General features: G+C 62.9%; 20 protein-coding genes. 7 read left to right on the top strand and 13 right to left on the bottom strand.

Annotated elements, in window-relative coordinates:
- The first annotated feature begins 61 nt into the window (after positions 1 to 61).
- A complete protein-coding gene (locus AAFN55_RS07355) occupies positions 62 to 751 on the top strand; it encodes an HAD family hydrolase (RefSeq protein WP_347798203.1) in 690 nt (229 codons plus the stop codon).
- A gap of 19 nt (positions 752 to 770) precedes the next feature.
- Here the strand turns inward: AAFN55_RS07355 and AAFN55_RS07350 are convergent, their stop codons facing one another.
- Positions 771 to 1,331, bottom strand: a complete 561-nt coding sequence (locus tag AAFN55_RS07350; RefSeq protein ID WP_347798202.1) for a hypothetical protein — start codon at positions 1,329 to 1,331, stop codon at positions 771 to 773.
- A gap of 131 nt (positions 1,332 to 1,462) precedes the next feature.
- Between AAFN55_RS07350 and thrC the strand changes: the two genes are divergently transcribed.
- From thrC to AAFN55_RS07330, 4 genes are read left to right on the top strand one after another with little or no spacing between them, the layout of a single operon-like run.
- Entirely contained in the window at positions 1,463 to 2,872 is a 1,410-nt protein-coding gene (gene thrC, locus AAFN55_RS07345; RefSeq protein WP_347798201.1) for a threonine synthase, read from the top strand.
- A 6-nt stretch (positions 2,873 to 2,878) separates the two neighbouring features.
- A complete protein-coding gene (locus AAFN55_RS07340) occupies positions 2,879 to 4,174 on the top strand; it encodes a pitrilysin family protein (protein WP_347798200.1) in 1,296 nt (431 codons plus the stop codon).
- Positions 4,175 to 4,192: 18 nt separating this feature from the next.
- Complete coding sequence (locus tag AAFN55_RS07335; protein WP_347798199.1) at positions 4,193 to 4,783, top strand: GNAT family protein; 591 nt, start codon at positions 4,193 to 4,195, stop codon at positions 4,781 to 4,783.
- Between the two features lie 22 nt (positions 4,784 to 4,805).
- A complete protein-coding gene (locus AAFN55_RS07330) occupies positions 4,806 to 7,685 on the top strand; it encodes an EAL domain-containing protein (RefSeq protein ID WP_347798198.1) in 2,880 nt (959 codons plus the stop codon).
- A 13-nt stretch (positions 7,686 to 7,698) separates the two neighbouring features.
- Here AAFN55_RS07330 and AAFN55_RS07325 read toward each other — a convergent pair whose 3' ends face one another.
- Entirely contained in the window at positions 7,699 to 8,304 is a 606-nt protein-coding gene (locus tag AAFN55_RS07325; RefSeq protein WP_347798197.1) for a YqgE/AlgH family protein, read from the bottom strand.
- Positions 8,305 to 8,445: 141 nt separating this feature from the next.
- Between AAFN55_RS07325 and AAFN55_RS07320 the strand changes: the two genes are divergently transcribed.
- Together AAFN55_RS07320 and AAFN55_RS07315 are read left to right on the top strand one after the other, a co-directional pair.
- Positions 8,446 to 9,243, top strand: a complete 798-nt coding sequence (locus tag AAFN55_RS07320; protein WP_347798196.1) for a protein-disulfide reductase DsbD domain-containing protein — start codon at positions 8,446 to 8,448, stop codon at positions 9,241 to 9,243.
- Between the two features lie 98 nt (positions 9,244 to 9,341).
- The gene (locus tag AAFN55_RS07315; RefSeq protein WP_347798195.1) at positions 9,342 to 9,827 is read left to right on the top strand and encodes a peroxiredoxin; all 486 of its coding nucleotides are present in this window, start codon (positions 9,342 to 9,344) and stop codon (positions 9,825 to 9,827) included.
- Positions 9,828 to 9,834: 7 nt separating this feature from the next.
- Here AAFN55_RS07315 and rnhA read toward each other — a convergent pair whose 3' ends face one another.
- The 11 genes from rnhA to coxB form a co-directional block, all read right to left on the bottom strand.
- Positions 9,835 to 10,296: a ribonuclease HI gene (rnhA, locus tag AAFN55_RS07310; RefSeq protein WP_347798194.1), complete on the bottom strand. Its 462-nt coding sequence runs from the start codon at positions 10,294 to 10,296 to the stop codon at positions 9,835 to 9,837.
- Positions 10,293 to 11,261: a homoserine kinase gene (locus tag AAFN55_RS07305; RefSeq protein WP_347798193.1), complete on the bottom strand. Its 969-nt coding sequence runs from the start codon at positions 11,259 to 11,261 to the stop codon at positions 10,293 to 10,295. Before AAFN55_RS07305 ends, rnhA begins: the two co-directional genes overlap by 4 nt.
- Before the next feature lie 9 nt (positions 11,262 to 11,270).
- Positions 11,271 to 12,269 (bottom strand): 4-hydroxy-3-methylbut-2-enyl diphosphate reductase, encoded by a 999-nt coding sequence (gene ispH / locus AAFN55_RS07300; protein WP_347798192.1) that lies wholly within the window; start codon positions 12,267 to 12,269, stop codon positions 11,271 to 11,273.
- Positions 12,270 to 12,361: 92 nt separating this feature from the next.
- Positions 12,362 to 13,102 (bottom strand): SURF1 family protein, encoded by a 741-nt coding sequence (locus AAFN55_RS07295; RefSeq protein WP_347798191.1) that lies wholly within the window; start codon positions 13,100 to 13,102, stop codon positions 12,362 to 12,364.
- 2 nt (positions 13,103 to 13,104) lie between these two features.
- Positions 13,105 to 13,503: a DUF983 domain-containing protein gene (locus AAFN55_RS07290; protein ID WP_347798190.1), complete on the bottom strand. Its 399-nt coding sequence runs from the start codon at positions 13,501 to 13,503 to the stop codon at positions 13,105 to 13,107.
- 90 nt (positions 13,504 to 13,593) lie between these two features.
- Positions 13,594 to 14,472, bottom strand: a complete 879-nt coding sequence (locus AAFN55_RS07285; RefSeq protein WP_347798189.1) for a cytochrome c oxidase subunit 3 — start codon at positions 14,470 to 14,472, stop codon at positions 13,594 to 13,596.
- A 1-nt stretch (position 14,473) separates the two neighbouring features.
- Positions 14,474 to 15,106, bottom strand: a complete 633-nt coding sequence (locus AAFN55_RS07280) for a cytochrome c oxidase assembly protein (RefSeq protein WP_347798188.1) — start codon at positions 15,104 to 15,106, stop codon at positions 14,474 to 14,476.
- 8 nt (positions 15,107 to 15,114) lie between these two features.
- Positions 15,115 to 15,255: a hypothetical protein gene (locus AAFN55_RS07275; protein WP_347800298.1), complete on the bottom strand. Its 141-nt coding sequence runs from the start codon at positions 15,253 to 15,255 to the stop codon at positions 15,115 to 15,117.
- Positions 15,256 to 15,275: 20 nt separating this feature from the next.
- A complete protein-coding gene (locus AAFN55_RS07270) occupies positions 15,276 to 16,217 on the bottom strand; it encodes a heme o synthase (RefSeq protein ID WP_347798187.1) in 942 nt (313 codons plus the stop codon).
- A gap of 73 nt (positions 16,218 to 16,290) precedes the next feature.
- Positions 16,291 to 17,955: a cytochrome c oxidase subunit I gene (ctaD, locus tag AAFN55_RS07265; protein WP_347798186.1), complete on the bottom strand. Its 1,665-nt coding sequence runs from the start codon at positions 17,953 to 17,955 to the stop codon at positions 16,291 to 16,293.
- A gap of 34 nt (positions 17,956 to 17,989) precedes the next feature.
- Positions 17,990 to 18,859, bottom strand: coding sequence for a cytochrome c oxidase subunit II (gene coxB, locus AAFN55_RS07260; RefSeq protein WP_347798185.1), 870 nt, complete (start codon positions 18,857 to 18,859; stop codon positions 17,990 to 17,992).
- Between the last annotated feature and the right edge of the window lie 342 nt (positions 18,860 to 19,201).

Genomic DNA, 19,201 nt, shown 5'->3' with positions numbered 1-19,201 from the left:
GTGTAAGCCCCCGTCCGACCCCCGAAACCGTTTCCGACACTCCCCTGGAGAAGGCTTACCGATGTCCCGGACCGACCTTATCATCTTCGACTGCGACGGCGTTCTCGTCGATTCAGAGATCATCGCCGCGCGCGTGGAGGCGGAGCTTCTCACCGCCGCGGGATACGAGATCGAGCCGGAAGACCTGGCAAGGCTCTACGCCGGCCTGACGTTTCGCGACATCATGCTTCGCATCGAGAAGGAATCGCAGCAGCTTTTCCAGGCGACCCTGATCGACGAAGCGGAAGCGATGGTCGATCGCAAGCTGCGCAACGAAGTGCGCGCCATCGAAGGCGTCCACGAGGCCGTGGCCTCCGTCACGACGAAGCGCTGCATCTGCTCGAATTCGGGGTCATCGAGGCTCGAGGCGATGCTGACGCGCACGCAGCTTCTGCCCTTTTTCGAGGGACGGATCTTCTCGTCGCTGGACACTCCGTCCGCCAAACCCAAGCCAGCGCCCGATGTGTTCCTGCACGCCGCCAGCGTCATGGAAGCCGATCCGCGTAAGACTTTCGTGGTGGAGGATTCGGTTCACGGGGTCGCCGGCGCGCGTTCGGCCGGAATGCGGGTCATCGGCTTCACCGGTGCGTCGCACAGCCATCCCGGCCATGCCGACATGCTCACCGAGGCCGGCGCGGAAACGGTCATTCGCCGCTGGGCGGATTTTCCGGCCGTCGTCGCCGCTCTGTCGGAATGGTCGGAAGACGCGTAGGGCCTTGCGCCCTATGCGCTCAGCGCGCTGCCTTCTCGAAGCCGACGACGGCGCGGATGTTTTGCTGACCGGCATTCGGCACTGAGACATTGGTGTCGGTGAACACGAACTGCGTGGCGCCGGCAGTGTCCGCGATGCTGACGGGATGCTGGTAGACCTGCGACGAAATCTCGGTCGAACCTTGGAACACCGTGACGCGTATCGGCAAGTTGATCGTGCCGGTGGTCCCGACAGGGCCCGGAATGACACGCCCCGCAACCGCGATCGTCATGCCGATCACACCGCCCTGATGAGCGCAGCTTCGGGTCGCTTCGCTGAGGGAGGCCTGGTAGACGAGCTTGGTCGCGTCGCCATCTCCGCCTCTCTGATAGGACGGATGGATCGCTGCGCTATCCTGCACATCGACGCTCGGGCAATAAGCGAGAAGGTCCTCCTGCGTGGGGCGGTTGTCGACAGACTGGGCCTGCGCACCGCGTCCTCCGAGGTTCAGCGCTCCCGCCCCGTCGCCGGATTGGCAACCCGCGACGGCAAGCATAAAACCCATAGCCGCCATATATGTCAGCTTTTTGCGATCAATCACTCTCGACCCCATGAACTGCACTTCCCTCATGTAAAGCTGGCGTTCTATACCAACGCCGCATCGAAATTGCGACGGGTACCATGCGGTTTTTCGCAAACCGCCATCCCGGCCTCAACCAAGGACCAGCAACCATGCGCTATGTGAGCACCCGGGGGAGCGCCCCCGAACTTGGCTTTCGGGATGTTCTGCTCGCGGGACTGGCGCGCGACGGCGGTCTCTACGTGCCGGCCGAGTGGCCCCGCTATACGGCGGCCGAACTGCGCGCCATGCGCGGACTGTCCTATCCGGACCTTGCGGTCCGGCTTCTGACGCCATTTGTCAAAGGCGAGATCGATGATGCGGTTTTTGCAGGCATCGTTCGCGAAGCCTACGCGACCTTCCGCCATGACGCTGTGTGCCCGATCGTGCAGACCGGCGAAAACGAGTTCGTGCTCGAGCTCTTCCACGGCCCGACGCTCGCCTTCAAGGACGTGGCGATGCAACTCCTCGCCCGCCTGATGGACCACGTCCTGGCGGAACGCGGCGAGCGCGCAACGATCGCGGGGGCGACATCGGGCGATACCGGCGGCGCTGCGATCGATGCCTTCGCCGGCCGCGACCGCACCGATATCTTCATCCTCTTCCCGCATGGCAAGGTGTCGCCCGTCCAGCAGCGGCAGATGACGACATCGACCGCACCGAACGTCCACGCACTGGCCATCGAAGGCAATTTCGACGATTGTCAGGATCTCGTGAAGGGGATGTTCAACCACCACGCCTTCCGCGATGGCGTCGCGCTCTCGGGCGTGAACTCGATCAACTGGGCGCGCATCATGGCCCAGATCGTCTATTACTTCTCCTCGGCCTTCTCGCTCGGCGGACCCGACCGGCCGGTCTCGTTCACGGTGCCGACCGGAAATTTCGGCGACATCTTCGCGGCCTACGCAGCCAGGCAGATGGGCCTGCCGGTCGAGCGGCTGGTGATCGCCACGAACGACAACGACATTCTCGCGCGCACCCTCGACACCGGCGTCTACGAGACGCGCGGCGTCATCGAAACCACCTCGCCGTCGATGGACATCCAGGTTTCTTCGAATTTCGAGCGCCTGCTGTTCGAGGCATCGGGTCGCAACGCAGACACCGTGATCCGCTACATGCAGGGCCTGCGGCAGTCCGGACGCTTCACGATCGGCGACGACGAGTTGGAGACGATCCGGTCGGGCTTCGACGCGGGGCGCTCCTCGATGGAGGAAACGGCGGCCACGATCCGAAGCGTGCTCGCCAAATCCGGCTATCTGGCGGACCCGCATACCGCCACCGCGATGAAGGTCGCGCGTGAACATCGCGGCGATGTGCCGATGGTGGTTCTGTCCACCGCGCACCCGGCCAAGTTCCCCGCAGCGGTCGAAGCGGCGTGCGGCGTCTCACCTTCCCTTCCGTCATGGCTCGGAAATCTCATGGAGCGCCCCGAAAAGTTTACGGTGCTTCCCTCCGACCCGAAAATGTTGGAAGATCACATTAGCCGCCACACGAGAGCGGCTCGCCAGCGTTCAGGGAGTTAAGCCCATATGGGTGTTGAGGTAAGCCGTCTGTCGAACGGCCTGACAGTCGCCACCGAAACCCTTCCACACATCGAATCCGTTGCCTTGGGAGTCTGGGTCAAGTCCGGCGCGCGTAACGAACGCGACGACGAACATGGCCTTGCGCACCTCCTCGAACACATGGCGTTCAAGGGTACCGGCGGTCGCAATGCGTGGAAGATCGCCTCGGAGATCGAGGACGTCGGCGGCGAGATAAATGCCGCCACCAGTGTCGAGACGACAGCGTTCTATGCGCGGGTTCTCAAGGACGATGTGCCCCTGGCCATCGACATCCTCGCCGACATCCTGACCGATTCGAAGTTCGATCCAGCCGAGCTCGAGCGCGAGCAGCATGTGATCCTGCAGGAGATCGGTGCAGCCCACGACACGCCAGACGACATCGTCTTCGACCGCTTCACGGAGACGGCATTCCGTCACCAGACGATCGGCCGCTCCATCCTCGGCACGCCGGAAACGGTGCAATCCTTCACCTCGAAGCAGCTTCACGATTTCATCGAGCGTCAATACGGCGCCGACCGCATGGTGGTCGTGGCAGCCGGCGGTGTCGCGCATGACGATTTCGTGCGCGAGGTCGAGAAACGTCTCGGTACGTTCCGCGCGACCGCGAAAACGGAACCGGAGCAGTTCGCGTCCTATGTCGGCGGAGATTTCCGCGAGAACCGCGATTTGATGGACGCGCAGATCGTGCTCGGCTTCGAGGGCCGCGCCTATCATGTGCGCGATTTCTACGCCTCGCAGGTCCTGTCGATGATCCTGGGCGGCGGCATGTCGTCGAGGCTCTTCCAGGAAGTGCGCGAGCGTCGCGGGCTGTGCTACTCGGTATACGCCTTCCATTGGGGCTTCTCGGATACCGGCATCTTCGGCGTCCATGCGGCCACCGGCAAGGGCGACATCGCCGAATTGGTGCCGGTGATCATCAACGAGCTTCAGCGAACGGGCGAATCCATCCTGCCCGAAGAGCTCAACCGCGCCCGCGCCCAGTATCGCGCAGGCCTGATGATGTCGCACGAGAGTGCTGCAAGCCGCGCCTCGCAGATCGCGCGCCAGATGCTGCTGTTCGGACGGCCGATCGGGACCGAAGAGTTGGTCGACCGACTGTCCAAGCTCACCGTCGAGCGCCTGACCGATCTTTCCTACCGGATGTTTTCCACCAAGCCGACCGTGGCGGCTGTCGGGCCGGTCGGTTCGTTGCCGGTCTATGAGAGCATCAGCGACAAGCTCATGGGATCCGCCTCGGCGGCCCCGCGCAAGCGCGCCGTCTGACAGGCGGCCGGAGCCCTCGTGCTGGCCTTGCCGTTCTTTCGCCGCGACCTGCCGGAACTTAACGGGTCGCGAGTGGCGCTGCGCGTGCCGCAATCGTCGGATTATCACGAATGGGCGGCACTCCGTCGCGAGAGCCGCGGTTTTCTGGAGCCGTGGGAGCCGCAATGGTCGAGCGACGAGCTCGAGCGCGCCGGCTGGCGACGACGCGTGAAGCGCTATCGGGAAGAATACGAGGCCGGCTCGGCGATCGCCTTCCTGATCTTCGAAACAGTCCAGAGACGGCTGATCGGTGGAATCACCATCGGCAACATCCGCTACGGCGTCTCCCAATCCGCGCAGATCGGCTACTGGATGGGAGAGCGTTACGCCGGCCAGGGCTATATGCAGGACGCAATACAGGTGCTGATTTCCCACGCGTTCGGGGCCATGAGGTTGCACCGGATCGAGGCGGCCTGTATTCCAGCGAATGCGCGATCGATCCGCGTGCTTGAAAAAGCCGGATTCGCGCGTGAAGGACTGTTGCGTTCCTACCTGCGTATCAACGGCATCTGGCAGGACCACTTCATCTACTCCCTGATTGCGGACGAGCATCGGGCCGACAGGATATGAGGCTGACACGTTGAGGGTTACGGTGCGAACGGGACAATGGCTCGTCAGTGCGGTTCTTGCCGTTCTGTTGAGCGTGCTCGCAGCCCTTCCGGCCTTCGCGATCGAGCCGATCAAGATCACCCGCGAAGACGTCGCGCTCGACCTGTCGGGCGCTGTCGAGATCTACCGCGACCAGGGCGAGAACTTTCAGGTTTCCACCGCGCCCGGCATCGACGGCATCGTGCGCCGCATCGAAGTCGAGGCATTGGATGAGCGATCGAGCGGCGACTGGGCCGTGTTCGCGCTTGCCAACACCACCGATCAGCAGCTCGATCGCCAGATCGTCGCGCCGCATTTCCGGCTGGTGGGTTCCGGCCTGATCTGGCCCGACCTCGGATCGAACCGCATCGCGGCGATCACGCCCAGCGAGGGCTTCACGCTCGATCGTCAGGCGAACCGCTCGGCGGACGTGTTCCAGGTCACGCTGAACCCCGGCTCAATCGTCACGTTTATCGCCGAACTGTCCTCGCCCAAGCTGCCGCAGATCTATCTATGGGAGCCGGAGGCCTATAAGGACACGACCAATTCCTACACGCTGTTCCGCGGCATCGTGATCGGCATCGCGGGTCTTCTGGCGCTGTTCCTCACGATCCTGTTCGTGGTGAAGGGCACGTCGATGTTCCCCGCAACGGCGGCGCTGTCCTGGGCTGTCCTTGCCTATATCTGCATCGATTTCGGCTTCCTGAACCAGCTTCTCGACATCACCGCCGGCAGCGAACAATTATGGCGAGCGGGCACGGAGGTGGCGCTTGCGGCGACCTTCGTGGTCTTCCTGTTCACCTATCTCAATCTCAATCGATGGCATCTGCATTTCAGCTACGGAGCGCTGGTCTGGGTGCTGGCGCTGATCATGCTGGCGGGTGTCGCCGTCTTCGATCCACCCATTGCGTCCGGCATCGCGCGCTTTTCCTTTGCGCTGACAGCCGTGGCCGGCGTCGGCCTGATCACCTATTTCGCCTTCAAAGGCTATGACCGCGCGATCATGCTGGTGCCGAGCTGGCTGATGATCCTCGTCTGGCTCGTCGGCTCGTGGATGGCGGTCACCGGTTCGCTCGACAACGACATCGTCCAGCCGGCGCTGGGCGGCGGGCTGATCCTGATCATCCTGCTGATCGGCTTCACGGTCATGCAGCACGCCTTCGCCGGCGGCGCGCTTCATCAGGGTCTGTTCAGCGACATGGAGCGCCAGGCGCTGGCCGTTACCGGTTCCGGCGACATCGTGTGGGACTGGGACGTGCTGCGCGACCGCGTCGTCACCAAGCCGGACATCAGCCGCCAGCTCGGCCTGCCCGCAAACAGTCTGCACGGCCCTGCCCGCAACTGGCTGCCGGTTCTGCATTCGGACGACCGCGATACGTTCCGCACGACCCTCGACGTGATCCTGGAACATCGTCGCGGGCGCGTGTCGCAATCTTTCCGCCTGCGCGGCGCGGACGGGCACTATCACTGGTTCGCCTTGCGGGCGCGGCCCGTCATCGGCTCGGACGGGGAGATCATCCGCTGCGTCGGCACGCTGGTGGACGTCACCGAACAGAAGAAGGCCGAGGAACGCCTGCTTCATGATGCGGTGCACGACAATCTCACCGGCCTACCCTCGCGCGAGCTCTTCCTGAACCGGCTCGAAGCGGTCATCTCGATTGCCAAGACCGAAGAGTCCGTGAAACCAACGGTCATCGTCATCGACATCGACCGCTTCAAGCAGGTCAATGACGGCCTTGGCATATCCGCAGGCGACACGATCCTCCTGACGATCGCGCGACGCCTTCACCGCCTGCTCAAGCCGCGCGATTCGCTGTCGCGCTTTGCCGGCGACCAGTTCGCGATGCTCGTTCTGTCCGAGCATGATCCCGCCCGCGTGGCGGGTGTCGCGGAAGCGATCAAGCAGGCGATCAGCGCGCCGATAACCTTTGCCAAGCGCGAGATCGTTCTGGCGGCATCCATAGGCCTCGTGTCGTGGAACTCCTCGCAGTCGAGCGCGGAGGACATGGTCAAGGACGCGGAACTTGCGATGCATCAGGCAAAGCGCTTCGGCGGCGACCGGATCGAACCGTTCCGGCCGGCGTTCCGCTCCGTCGGCACGGACCGGCTGCAACTGGAATCCGATCTTCGCCGTGCCGTGGAGCGCTCGGAACTCCGGCTTGCCTATCAGCCGATCGTGCGCCTGGAAGACCGCTCGATCGCCGGCTTCGAAGCGCTCCTGCGCTGGGATCATCCACGTCGCGGGCCGATTCCGCCGAGCGACTTCATCCCGGTGGCCGAAAGCTGCGGCCTGATCGTGCAGCTTGGCTTGTTCGCGATGCAACAGGCCGCAGACGACCTCGTCTCATGGCAAAAGCAGATCGGCGACGTGCCGCTGTCGGTGTCGGTCAATCTGTCGAGCCGCCAGCTTATCCGGCGCGATCTCGTCAGCGACGTGCGCTCGGTCGTGGCGCGGGCGAATTTGAAGCCGCGCTGCTTCCGCCTCGAACTCACCGAATCGCTCGTGATGGACAATCCCGAGCAGTCGGCGCACATCCTGAACAAGCTCAAGCAACTCGGCATCGGCCTGTCGCTCGACGATTTCGGAACCGGCTACTCGTCGCTTGCGTACCTGACCCGCTTCCCGTTCGACACGATCAAGATCGACAAGAGCTTCATCGACGATTCGAGCCCGAAGCGGTCCGTTTTGCTGCGCTCGATGGTGAACATGGCGCACGAACTCGGCCTGTCGGTCGTCGCGGAAGGCGTGACCGACGAGAGCGATGCGCTGGAACTGCGGCAGATGGGCTGCGAATACGTCCAGAGCTTCATGTTCGGCCCGCCCATGCAGGCGGACGCGGCCATCAAGCTTCTCAAGGAGCAGTATCCGCTGGTTCAGGCCTGAGACGCGAAGACCTTCAGGCGTGCCCCGCATCGATGCTCAGATGAGCGGGATTGACGCCGATCGATGCGAGGATGCGGTCGTATTTGCGGTCGATGTCCGGATCGAACAGAAGATCGATGTTCGCCGGGCATGTGAGCCAGCCGTTCTCGGCAATCTCGTGCTCGAGCTGGCCGGCGCCCCAGCCGGAATAGCCGAGCGCCATCAGCGCGTGCTGCGGGCCGGTTCCAGCCGAGATGGCGCGCAGGATATCCACTGTCGCGGTCAGGCAGATTTCCTCGGAGACAGGCATCGACGATTCGACCATGTAATCGTCGCTGTGCAACACGAAACCGCGGCTGCGATCGACCGGGCCGCCATGACGGATGACCAGATCGCGGGCATTGGCCGGAAGGCGGATCGCCTGCTGCTCGTCGAGGATGCCCAGTTGAACGAGCAAATCCGGAAACAGCATCTGCTGGACCTGATTGATGATCAGCCCCATCGCGCCCTCTTCACTGTGGGCGCAGATGTAGATCACCGAACGCGCGAAACGCTCGTCCTTCATGCCGGGCATGGCGATGAGGAACTGGTCGTCTAGGAAGCCGCGCTTGGCGGACGACTTTCGGCCCAGAATGTCCATGATAGGAAGCTAACCCGTTTCACCGCGCCTTGAAAGGCATCTTGCCTTGCCAATTCGTACCCCCGCTGCTCTCACGGTTTTATGATGGCGCTCATGCGGGGTTCATTTGCCAAATACGCTGATTGCAGAGAAGTTCCGCCCATGAATTTCGTTCGTACCCTTCTCGCCGGCACCGCTATCGCCCTTTCCTCGGCCGCTGCCCATGCGTCGTCCAGCGCGTGGCACACAGTGGAAGGCGCCGGCATTCGCCTTGTCACCAGCGGGGCGCCCGACGAACAGGGCCTGATTCGCGGCGCGCTGGAGGTACGGCTGGAGCCGGGTTGGAAGACCTATTGGCGCGATCCGGGCGATTCCGGGGTACCTCCGACGCTCGACATCGGTTCAGGCACGACGGCGCAGATCATGGATATCGGGTTTCCCGCACCCAAGCGCTTTGATGACGGGTACGCGCTATGGGCAGGATACGACGAGCCGGTCTCGCTCGCCGTGACGTTGCGGGTTGGCGGCGAAGACGGCCCCCTCGAAGCGAGCGCGTTTCTGGGCGTGTGCGAGACGATCTGCATTCCTGTCCAGGCCAAACTGACGATCGACCCAACATCAGAGCCCGGCAATCCCGAACATGCGGCGGTCGTCGCGGCAGCATTTGCGGCCATCCCCAAGCCAGCCGAACCGGATTTCGGAGCGCGATTGACCGGGGCGAAGAATGCCGCCCTTGCCATCGAGGCGGAGGTTCCGGAAGGCGTGGAGGTTGTCGACATCTTTGTGGCCGGCACGCGCGCGCTTGCGCTGGGCACCCCGGAACAGTCGCGAAAGGGCGACGGCCGATCCTATACCGTACCGATCATCGATCGGACGCCGGGCGAAGACGAACACGCGCCGATCCCCTACACGCTGGTGACGACAGAAGGCGCGGTGAGCGGCACGCTGACACTGCCGTGAGTTGCAGAGCGGTGGTTGTCATCGCCGTCGCGACCCGATAACCGTGCAGACCTGAACAATTATCTTTGTTTCCAGATCCCATCGAACCGAGGTCAAGCATGACGATCGCCGTAGGCCAGAAACTACCAGACGCAACCTTCAAGACGGTCACGCCAGATGGCGCGAAAGACATCACCACGAGCGAGCTTTTCGCCGGCAAGAAGGTGGTTCTGTTCGGCGTGCCCGGCGCGTTCACTCCGACCTGCAGCAACAATCATCTGCCGGGCTACCTGGAGAATCACGACGCGATCCTCGCCAAGGGCGTGGACAGCATCGCCGTTGTCTCCGTCAACGACCAGCACGTCATGACGGCATGGGCGCGCTTCACCGGCGGCGAAGGCAAGATCCAGTTCCTGGCAGACGGTAACGGCACTTTCGCGAAGGCCACCGGCCTCGACATGGACCTGTCCGCAGGCGGTCTTGGCGTTCGTTCCAAGCGTTTCTCGATGATTGTCGAAGACGGCGTCGTGAAGGAACTCAACATCGAGGATTCGCCCGGCAAGGCCGTGGAATCCGGCGCTGCGAAGATTCTCGAGCAGCTCTGAGCCTGAATCAGAAGCCGGCGCTGCGTGCCGGCTTCTTCTTGAAGGGCGCCATTGCGAGGCGGGCGAGTTCATCCGCCCGCTCGTTCTCCTCATGGCCGGCATGTCCCTTTACCCAATGCCACGTCACCTTGTGGCGCTTGCGCGCTTCGTCCAGCGCCTGCCAAAGCTCGACGTTCTTGACCGGCTGCTTGGCGGCCGTCTTCCAGCCATTGCGCTTCCAACCCTCGATCCAGCCGGAAATGCCGTCCATGACGTATTTGCTGTCCGTGTAGAGATCGACGGCGCACGGCTCCTTCAAAGCGTTGAGGGCCGAGATCGCGGCCATCAATTCCATGCGGTTGTTGGTGGTGTCCGCCTCTCCGCCGGAAAGCTCCTTCGTCTTGCCGGTGAAGCGGAGGATCGCACCCCAGCCGCCGGGGCCGGGATTGCCCGAGCATGCGCCGTCGGTGAACACCTCGATGGATTTCATGGTCTTGCGATTCCGTATTCCGAGGCCGATGCGATCTGCCGGTGAAACCGCATCTTGCGGATGTATTCGAGCGGGTCGCGCTTCTGCACCATCGCCCCGTCGGCAACGGTCAGCCAATCGTAGAGCCGCGTCAGCATGAAGCGCAGCGCGGAGCCACGGCAGAGCAGCGGCAGCGCCTTGATCTCGGCGTCGCTCAGCGGCCGCACGCTCTGATATCCGGCCAGGAGCGCGGTGCCCTTGGTGAGATTGAACGCATGGTCGCGCTCGAAGCACCAGGCGTTGAGGCAGGTCGCAACGTCATAGGCGAGCATGTCGTTGCAGGCGAAATAGAAGTCGATCAGCCCCGACAATTCGTTGCCGAGAAAGAACACGTTGTCCGGGAAAAGGTCGGCGTGGATGACGCCTTGCGGCAGGTCCGTGGGCCATCCGGCTTCAAGATCCGCGAAATCGCCTGCCACCTCGGCCTCAAGCCCCGGCTCGACCTCGTCCGCACGGGCGCGCGATGCGTCCCAAAGGGTGCGCCATCCCGGCAACGACAGAGCATTCGGCCGGGTGAGCGCGAAGTCGCTTCCGGCAACATGCATCGCGGCAAGTGCTGCACCCACTTCCCGGCAGTGCGCCGCAGTCGGCCGGCGCGGCCACATGCCTTCGAGAAACGTGATGATCGCAGCCGCCCTGCCGGCCAGTTCCCCGATGACCTCGCCATCGCGGCGTCGCACAGGTAGCGGGCATGACAGGCCACGCTGCGCCAGATGCTCCATCAGCCCGAGAAAAAACGGCAGGTCGCCACGCTCCACACGCTTCTCGTAGAGCGTCAGGATGTAGGAGCCGCCGGTCGTGTGCAGGATGAAGTTCGAGTTCTCCGTGCCCTCGGCGATGCCCTTGTAGGACAGCAAATCGCCGATCGCGTAGCCTTGCAGGAACGCTCCGAGCTCCGCCTCGGTGATGTCGGTGTAGACGGCCATGGGGGGCTCTTATGCGGTGCCGTTGACGAAGGCCATGTCGGCCGTTGTGAGTTCCACGTCGCGCAGCACGCGGTTGACCGGGAAGTTCTCGGTTTCCTCCGCCGTAACCGCAAGCTCGACCGACACGGCGAAGCGTTCGCGGAAAGCGTCGATGATCTCGTCGACGATGATCTCGGGCGCGGACGCACCTGCCGAGAGGCCGAGCGTCGCAATGTCGCCGATCTCGTCCCACGGGATCTCGCTCGCGCGCTGCACGAGGAGACCGCGCGCGGCACCGGCGCGTTCGGCGACCTCAACCAGACGCTTCGAATTCGAGGAGTTCGGGGCGCCGACGACAAGGAACAGGTCGGAACCGGGGGCGGCTTCCTTGACCGCATCCTGGCGGTTCGTCGTCGCGTAGCAGATCGATTCGGCGGCAGGCGCCTGCATGAGCGGGAAGCGATCCGCCAGCGCCTTCACGATGCCGGCGGTGTCTTCCACCGACAAGGTCGTCTGGGTCACGAAGCCGAGCGCCTCCGGGTCGCTCGGCTGCAGGCGCGCGGCGTCGTCCTCGGTCTCTACCAGCGTGACGGTTCCTTCCGGCAACTGACCCATCGTGCCGATCACCTCGGGGTGACCGGCATGACCGATCAAGAGCACGTGACGCCCCTTGCGCTGATGGCGCATCGCCTGCTTGTGGACCTTCGAGACCAGCGGGCATGTGGCGTCGAGATAGAAGAGGTTGCGCGCCTCGGCGTCGGCCGGCACGGATTTCGGCACGCCATGGGCGGAAAACACGACCGGCTGCGCATGATGCTCCGGCGGTATCTCGTCCAGTTCCTCGACGAAGATCGCGCCCTTGGCCTGCAAACCCTCGACGACATATTTGTTGTGCACGATCTCGTGGCGCACATAGACCGGCGCGCCGTATTTTTTCAGCGCCAGCACCACGATCTGGATCGCGCGGTCGACACCGGCGCAAAAGCCGCGCGGCCCGCAAAGCCTGATCGTCAGGGGTGGTTTCGTCATGTTGTCCGTCGCACTCATCATTGGCGCAGATGGCGTCGGACGGTCCCGCCTGTCAAGTCGCGCTGGATCGTCGTGCGTCCGATCGGTTCTGGTCATCCACTCCGCCGCTGCCGCCACATCCATACGCCGACGACACCGCAAAGCGCTGCGGCCAGTCCGTACCAGGTGACCGCGTATTGCAGGTGGTTGTTGGAGAGGCTGACGATCGTCACGCCCCCCACCGGAAGCCCGCCGGGGTTCGGGGCGTCGTTGGCATCGACGAAGAACGGCAGATAGTCGCCCGGCGAACCGACGCCCGACGTCGCAGCCATCGCGTCGATGTCCTTCCAGTAGAAGACATTGCCGGCCGGATCGTTCTCCGGGACCAGGAATGACGGCTTCTCGGTCAGGCGATCGCGCGCAAGCCCGTTTATCGTCATCCAGCCGCTTGCCTGCCCTTCCTGCCGCGTTGCCGGGTTCTTGCGGTCGAACGGCACGAAGCCGCGATTGACCAGAAGGAGCCTGCTGTCATCGAGTTCCAGCGGCGTATAGACGAAATAGCCGGATTGTCCGTCATGGGTGGCAAAGAAGTGGCGTTCGCCCTCATGGTGGAACTCACCGGCCACGGTAACAGGCCAGTATTCGACATCGCCGGTCGTCGCCAACCGCGTTTCGATGTCGGAGAGCGGGCGTGGATCCGATTGGATACGCTCGTCGATCGTGGCGACGAGATCGTTCTTCCACTGAAGACGCTCGACCTGCCACGTCCCCAGCATCAGAAGCGCGGCAAGTGCGATCAGCGCCAGCACCCCGAGCAGGATCTGGGAGCCCCTGCGTTGCGTCTGAATCGCCATGGTCACTCGCGCTCCTCGATCCGCCCTTCGGCGGCCTGGTTGCGGTACTGAAGCACGATCATCAAGCCCTTGATGAGGCGGAGCGCCGTCAAGCCCAGAGCAAGGATCAGGGGAACCCAGAGCATGAAATGGACCCAGAGCGGCGGATTGAGCGTCACCTCCATCCACAGCGCCAGACCGACGACCAGGAAACCGATGATCAGGATAACGAAGACGGCAGGCCCGTCGCCGGCATCGGCAAAGGAATAGTCGAGACCGCAATTGCCACAGTGGTCGCCGACCGCGAGAAACCCCTTGAACAGGCGGCCCTCGCCGCAGCGGGGGCAGCGCCCCGACAATCCCGCCCTGACGGGATCAACCGGTGCCCAGCGGGCGGTATCCCGGTCTTGGTGATCACTCATCGACTGTCCGTTTCCGGGCATATGTGCCCCAAAAGAAATGAGGCGGCCGTGTCGCCACGGCCGCCTCCTCAAGTCACTCGCGGCCGCGCCTCAATGCGCGTAGATCGGCGCGCCGGCGGAACCCCACACGTAGATGGCCGCAAACAGGAACAGCCAGACCACGTCGACGAAGTGCCAGTACCAGGCTGCCGCCTCGAAGCCGAAATGCTGCTTCGGCGTGAAATCGCCGCCCATCGCACGCAGCAGGCAGACGAGCAGGAAGATGGTCCCGATCAGGACGTGGAAACCATGGAAGCCGGTCGCCATGAAGAACGTCGCGCCATAGATCGACTGCGAGAACTGGAACGGCGCCACCGCATATTCGTATGCCTGAACGAAGGAGAACAGCGCCCCGAGAAGCACGGTGATCGTCAGGCCCCAGATCAGGCCCTTGCGGTCGTCATGCAGAAGCGCGTGGTGCGCCCAGGTGACGGCAGTACCCGACAGGAGGAGGATCACGGTGTTGTAGAGCGGCAGGTGGAACGGATCGAGCACCTCGAGACCGGCCGGCGGCCACTGACCGCCGAGGAATTCGGCACGGGCGACCTGCGCTGCCTCGTTGGGGAACAGGCTCGCATCGAAGAACGCCCAGAACCAGGCGACGAAGAACATCACCTCCGAGGCGATGAACATGATCATCCCGTAGCGCAGGTGCAGCGACACGACCTTCGTGTGGTGGCCCTCATGGGCTTCCTTGATCGTGTCCGACCACCAGCCGAACATGACGTAGAGCACCAGTGCGAGGCCGATGAAGAAAATCCACGGCGTCGCGAGGTTGACGCCGAGAATGTGCATCTCGTTGCCCTGCAGATACTGCATCCAGCTCACGCCGCCGATCGCCATGACGAAGGCGCCGACTGAGCCGAGGAACGGCCAGGGGCTGGGATCTATGATGTGATAGTCGTGATTCTTTGTGTGTGCGTCTGCCATGTCATCCCCCGAATTCGGAATCGGCTCCAGGTATCGTCTTGTCCGTCGCATCAACCTTTGCCGCAGTCTGCGGCGCCGGGTCTGCGATCGGGAAAAATGTATAGGAAAGCGTGATCGTCTTGATGTCCTTCAACTCGGGCACATCGACGATCGCCGGGTCGACATAGAAGACCACCGGCATGTCCATCGCTTCACCGGGCTGAAGCTCGTTGTCGGTGAAGCAGAAACACTCCACCTTCATGAAATAGGCGCCCGCCATCTGCGGCGTCACGTTGAAGCTCGCGCGGCCCGACGTCGGCTTCGACGCGATGTTCTTGGCCTGGTATGCGACCTGCGTCGTCTCGCCGATCTTGATCGTGGTGTCGCGATCGACCGGCTTGAATTGCCATGGCAGGCCGCCTGACGTGTTGGCGTCGAAGCGGATCTGGATATCGCGGTCGAGGATCGTCTGCGAATACTGCTCGACGCGCTGCGTCGTGCCGCCGTAGCCGGTCACCTGACAGAAGAGCTGGTAGAGCGGAACAGCCGCATAGGCCATGCCGATCATCGATCCGAAGAAGGCGACACACACAATCGCAACCTTGCGATTGGTTCGCTGAATCTTCTCGCTCATCGTATATTTTGGTTGGTTCATAGCCATCCTCACATGGGCCTGTTGAGGATTCCCGGTCCGAACTTGACCAGGGTAATGACGTAGAAGATCACCACGAGCGATGCCAGCGCGATCGCGATCGCGACCGAGCGGTTGCGGCGAGCCTTCTTCTGGGACTCGGTGAGTTGCACGCGGTCTTCCTCCATCACGCTCACCAGCCAGCGATCCCGACGCGCGCAATGACGCTGTCGACCAGGAGTGCAGCGAAGACGGCGAAGAGATAGAGCAGCGAGTAGCCGAAGAGCGCCTTGGCCGGTCGCATCACGCGGTCGATCTCGGGCATCGCCAAGACCTTCCAGGCGTACCAAACGAAGCCGATCCCGAGAGCGCCGGCAACGATCCCATAGCCGAGGCTCGCATGGCCAAGCACCGTCGGCAGCACCCCGACGACGGCGACGAGCAGCGTGTAGGCGAAGATCTGACGCTTGGTCGATGCCTCGCCGGCAACGTTTGGCAGCATCGGTACGCCGGCGCGGCCATAGTCGGCCGACTTGAAGAGCGCCAGCGCCCAGAAGTGCGGCGGCGTCCACAGAAAGATGATGAGGAACTGGATGACGCTTTCGAGGCCGATCTGGCCGGTCGCAGCAGCCCAGCCGATGATCGGCGGGAATGCCCCCGCGGCACCGCCGATGACGATGTTCTGCGGCGTCCAGCGCTTGAGCCACATCGTATAGATGACGGCGTAGAAGAAGATGGTGAAGGCGAGCAGGCTCGCGGCCAGCCAGTTCGCGACGAGGCCGAGCGTCATCACCGAAAAGGCCGAGAGGAACAGGCCGAAGATCAGCGCCTCACCCGGAAGCACCCTGCCCGACGGAACCGGGCGCGTCGCGGTGCGCGTCATGATCGCGTCGATATCGGCGTCGTACCACATGTTGAGCGCGCCGGACGCGCCCGCGCCGACCGCGATCGCGAGGATCGAAAAGATGGCGATGAATGGATTGACGGATGTCTGCGCGGTCACCAGCCCGACAAAGGCTGTGAATACGACGAGCGACATCACGCGCGGCTTTAGCAGCTCGACGTAATCGCCGGCCTGCGCTTCCGAAACACGAAACGCGCCGTCTTCAAATCCGGTCTTCTCGACAATGGCCATGCGTAACGCTTCTTCCGTTTGGCCGAAGCCGCCGGGATTGCCGGCGGCCTCAAATCAAGTGGTTCGGCTGCCCTTACTTGATCTTGGGCAACTGTTCCCACTGGTGGTACGGCGGCGGCGAAGGCAGCTGCCATTCGAGCGTGGTGGCACCCTCGCCCCACGGGTTGGCGCCAGCCTCACGCTTCTTCGAGAAGGCCTCGAAGACGCCGTAGAGGAAGATCAGCACGCCGATCGCGGAGAGGTAGGAACCGTAGGACGAAACGAGATTCCATCCAGCGAACGCATCCGGATAGTCGATATAGCGGCGCGGCATGCCGGCCAGACCCAGGAAGTGCTGCGGGAAGAAGATCAGGTTCACGCCGACGAACGTCACCCAGAAGTGAGCGCGCGCGATGAAGGGCGAGTACATGTAGCCGAACATCTTCGGGAACCAGTAGTACCAGCCCGCGAAGATCGCGAACACGGCGCCGAGCGACAGCACGTAGTGGAAGTGAGCCACCACGTAGTAGGTGTCGTGAAGCGCGCGGTCGAGACCGGCATTGGCGAGCTGAACGCCCGTGACGCCGCCGACCGTGAAGAGGAAGATGAACCCGATCGCCCACAGCATGGGCGTGCGCATCGAGATCGAACCGCCCCACATCGTGGCGATCCACGAGAAGATCTTCACACCCGTCGGCACCGCGATGACCATCGTCGCGAAGACGAAATAGCGCTGCGTGTCGAGCGACAGGCCGGTCGTGTACATGTGGTGCGCCCACACGATGAAGCCGACCGCGCCGATCGCGACCATCGCGTAGGCCATGCCGAGATAGCCGAACACAGGCTTCTTCGAGAAGGTCGCGACGATGTGGCTGACGATGCCGAAGCCCGGCAGGATCAGGATGTAGACTTCCGGGTGACCGAAGAACCAGAACAGGTGCTGGAACAGGATCGGATCACCGCCGCCCTCAGGCGCGAAGAAGGTCGTGCCAAAATTGCGGTCCGTCAGGAGCATCGTGATGGCGCCTGCCAGAACCGGCAGCGACAGCAGAAGCAGGAACGCGGTGATGAGCACCGACCAGGCGAAAAGCGGCATCTTGTGCAGCGTCATGCCAGGGGCGCGCATGTTGAAGATGGTGGTGATGAAGTTGATCGCACCAAGAATCGAAGACGCGCCCGCGATGTGGATCGACAGGATCGCGAAATCCATCGCGGGTCCGGGCGAACCGACAGTCGAGATCGGCGGGTAGATCGTCCAGCCCGTTCCGACGCCATAGCCGCCGGCGGTGCCGGGCATGAACATCGAGATCAGCAACAGGATGAAGGCGGGCGGAAGCAGCCAGAACGAGATGTTGTTCATGCGCGGGAACGCCATGTCCGGCGCGCCGATCATGATCGGGACCATCCAGTTGGCGAAGCCGCCGATCAGGGCCGGCATGACCATGAAGAAGATCATGATGAGCGCGTGACCGGTGGTGAACACATTGTACATGTGCTTGCCGCCATCGATGGCAGCGTCGCCCTCGAAGCCATAGACCATCTCGGCAAGGCCGGTGAATATCTGGATGCCCGGCTCGGCAAGCTCCCAGCGCATCATCACCGAAAGGAAGCCGCCGATGATGCCCGCGATGATCGCGAAGATCAGGTAGAGCGTCCCGATGTCCTTGTGGTTGGTCGAGTAGACCCAACGCGTCCAGCCAGACGGCTTGTGATCGTCATGGGGCCCGTGATCGTCATGGTGAGCTGCAGCGCCTGCCATTTTCCCGCTCCGTATCCTCAACTGTCACGCAGGCTTAGTTGCCGGCGTCCGCTACATTCGTGTTGTCGTTCTCGATCGCGGCGACCAGCGACCGGTTCGCCTCGCCGAGGTTCGCCTGCGCTTCCGAGCGCCAGGAATCATACTGATCCTGGGCCACCACACGCACCGCGATCGGCATGAAGGCATGGTCCTTGCCGCAAAGCTCGGAACACTGGCCGTAATAGAGGCCTTCCTTCTCCGCATTGAACCAGATCTCGTTCAACCGACCGGGAACGGCATCGACCTTGACTCCGAAGGCCGGCATCGCGAAGGCGTGCAGAACGTCGGCAGCCGTCACCAGCACCCGAACCGTCGTATTGACAGGGACAACCACCTCGTTGTCGACCGCGAGAAGACGCGGATAGGCCGCCATGTCTTCCTTGCCGGCAGCCGCGCGCTCGTCTTCCTTCAGCATGAAGGATGCGAAGGTCAGCGGCTCTTCGTCCTGATACTCGTATTCCCAGTTCCACTGGTAGCCGGTCGCCTTGATCGTCATCGTCGGGTCTTCCGGCGGATTGTACTGCGCGGTGAGAAGCTGGAACGACGGAACGGCGATGAACAGCAGAACGATCACGGGACCGACGGTCCAGATCACCTCGATCAGCGTGTTGTGGCTGGTGCGCGAGGGAACCGGATTGGCGCTCGCGCGGAACTTGATGATGCAATAGCCGAGAAGGGCCATCACAAGAAGGGTGATCGGAACGATGAACCACAAGGTGTAGCGCTCGAACCAGCGAATCTCTTCCATCATTGCGGTAGCCGCAGGCTGGAAGTCCGTCTGCCACGGCGTCGGCTGCGCAGCGAAGACGCCCGAAGCGGCAAGTACCAGCGAAACGGCGCCCAGGCCCACAAGGAACTTCTTCATGACCCTCTTCATCTCCCGGTCGAAACGTATCGACGAAATAGAACGCAGGCCGACACGGGTCGACCACATGGCGCGTTCAAACCATACTCTCATATCCACCGCAAGGAAGGCATAGCGGGTGATGTGCGGCATTTTTGCGCGCGCGGTATGGTAAAAGCGGCGCTATGCCTTGATTTTGCTCAACTTGTAGCAAATTCGAGGTCGCCTTGCCCCGCTGAATATCGTGGGGAGCAGCCCTTACAGGTCGAGAGCGCGGCAGACGCGGCCATTGTACCAGATGCAGGTTTCGCACAGTCTTCCTTGTGCATTATGGCTCTAGCGCTAGATTGACGTGATTCGCAG

The organism is Mesorhizobium sp. CAU 1732, assembly GCF_039888675.1.
In the GTDB taxonomy this organism is placed as follows: Bacteria; Pseudomonadota; Alphaproteobacteria; order Rhizobiales; family Rhizobiaceae; genus Aerobium.
The sequence above is the reverse complement of the archived record's forward strand: the minus strand, read 5'-3'. Positions and strand labels throughout refer to the sequence as shown.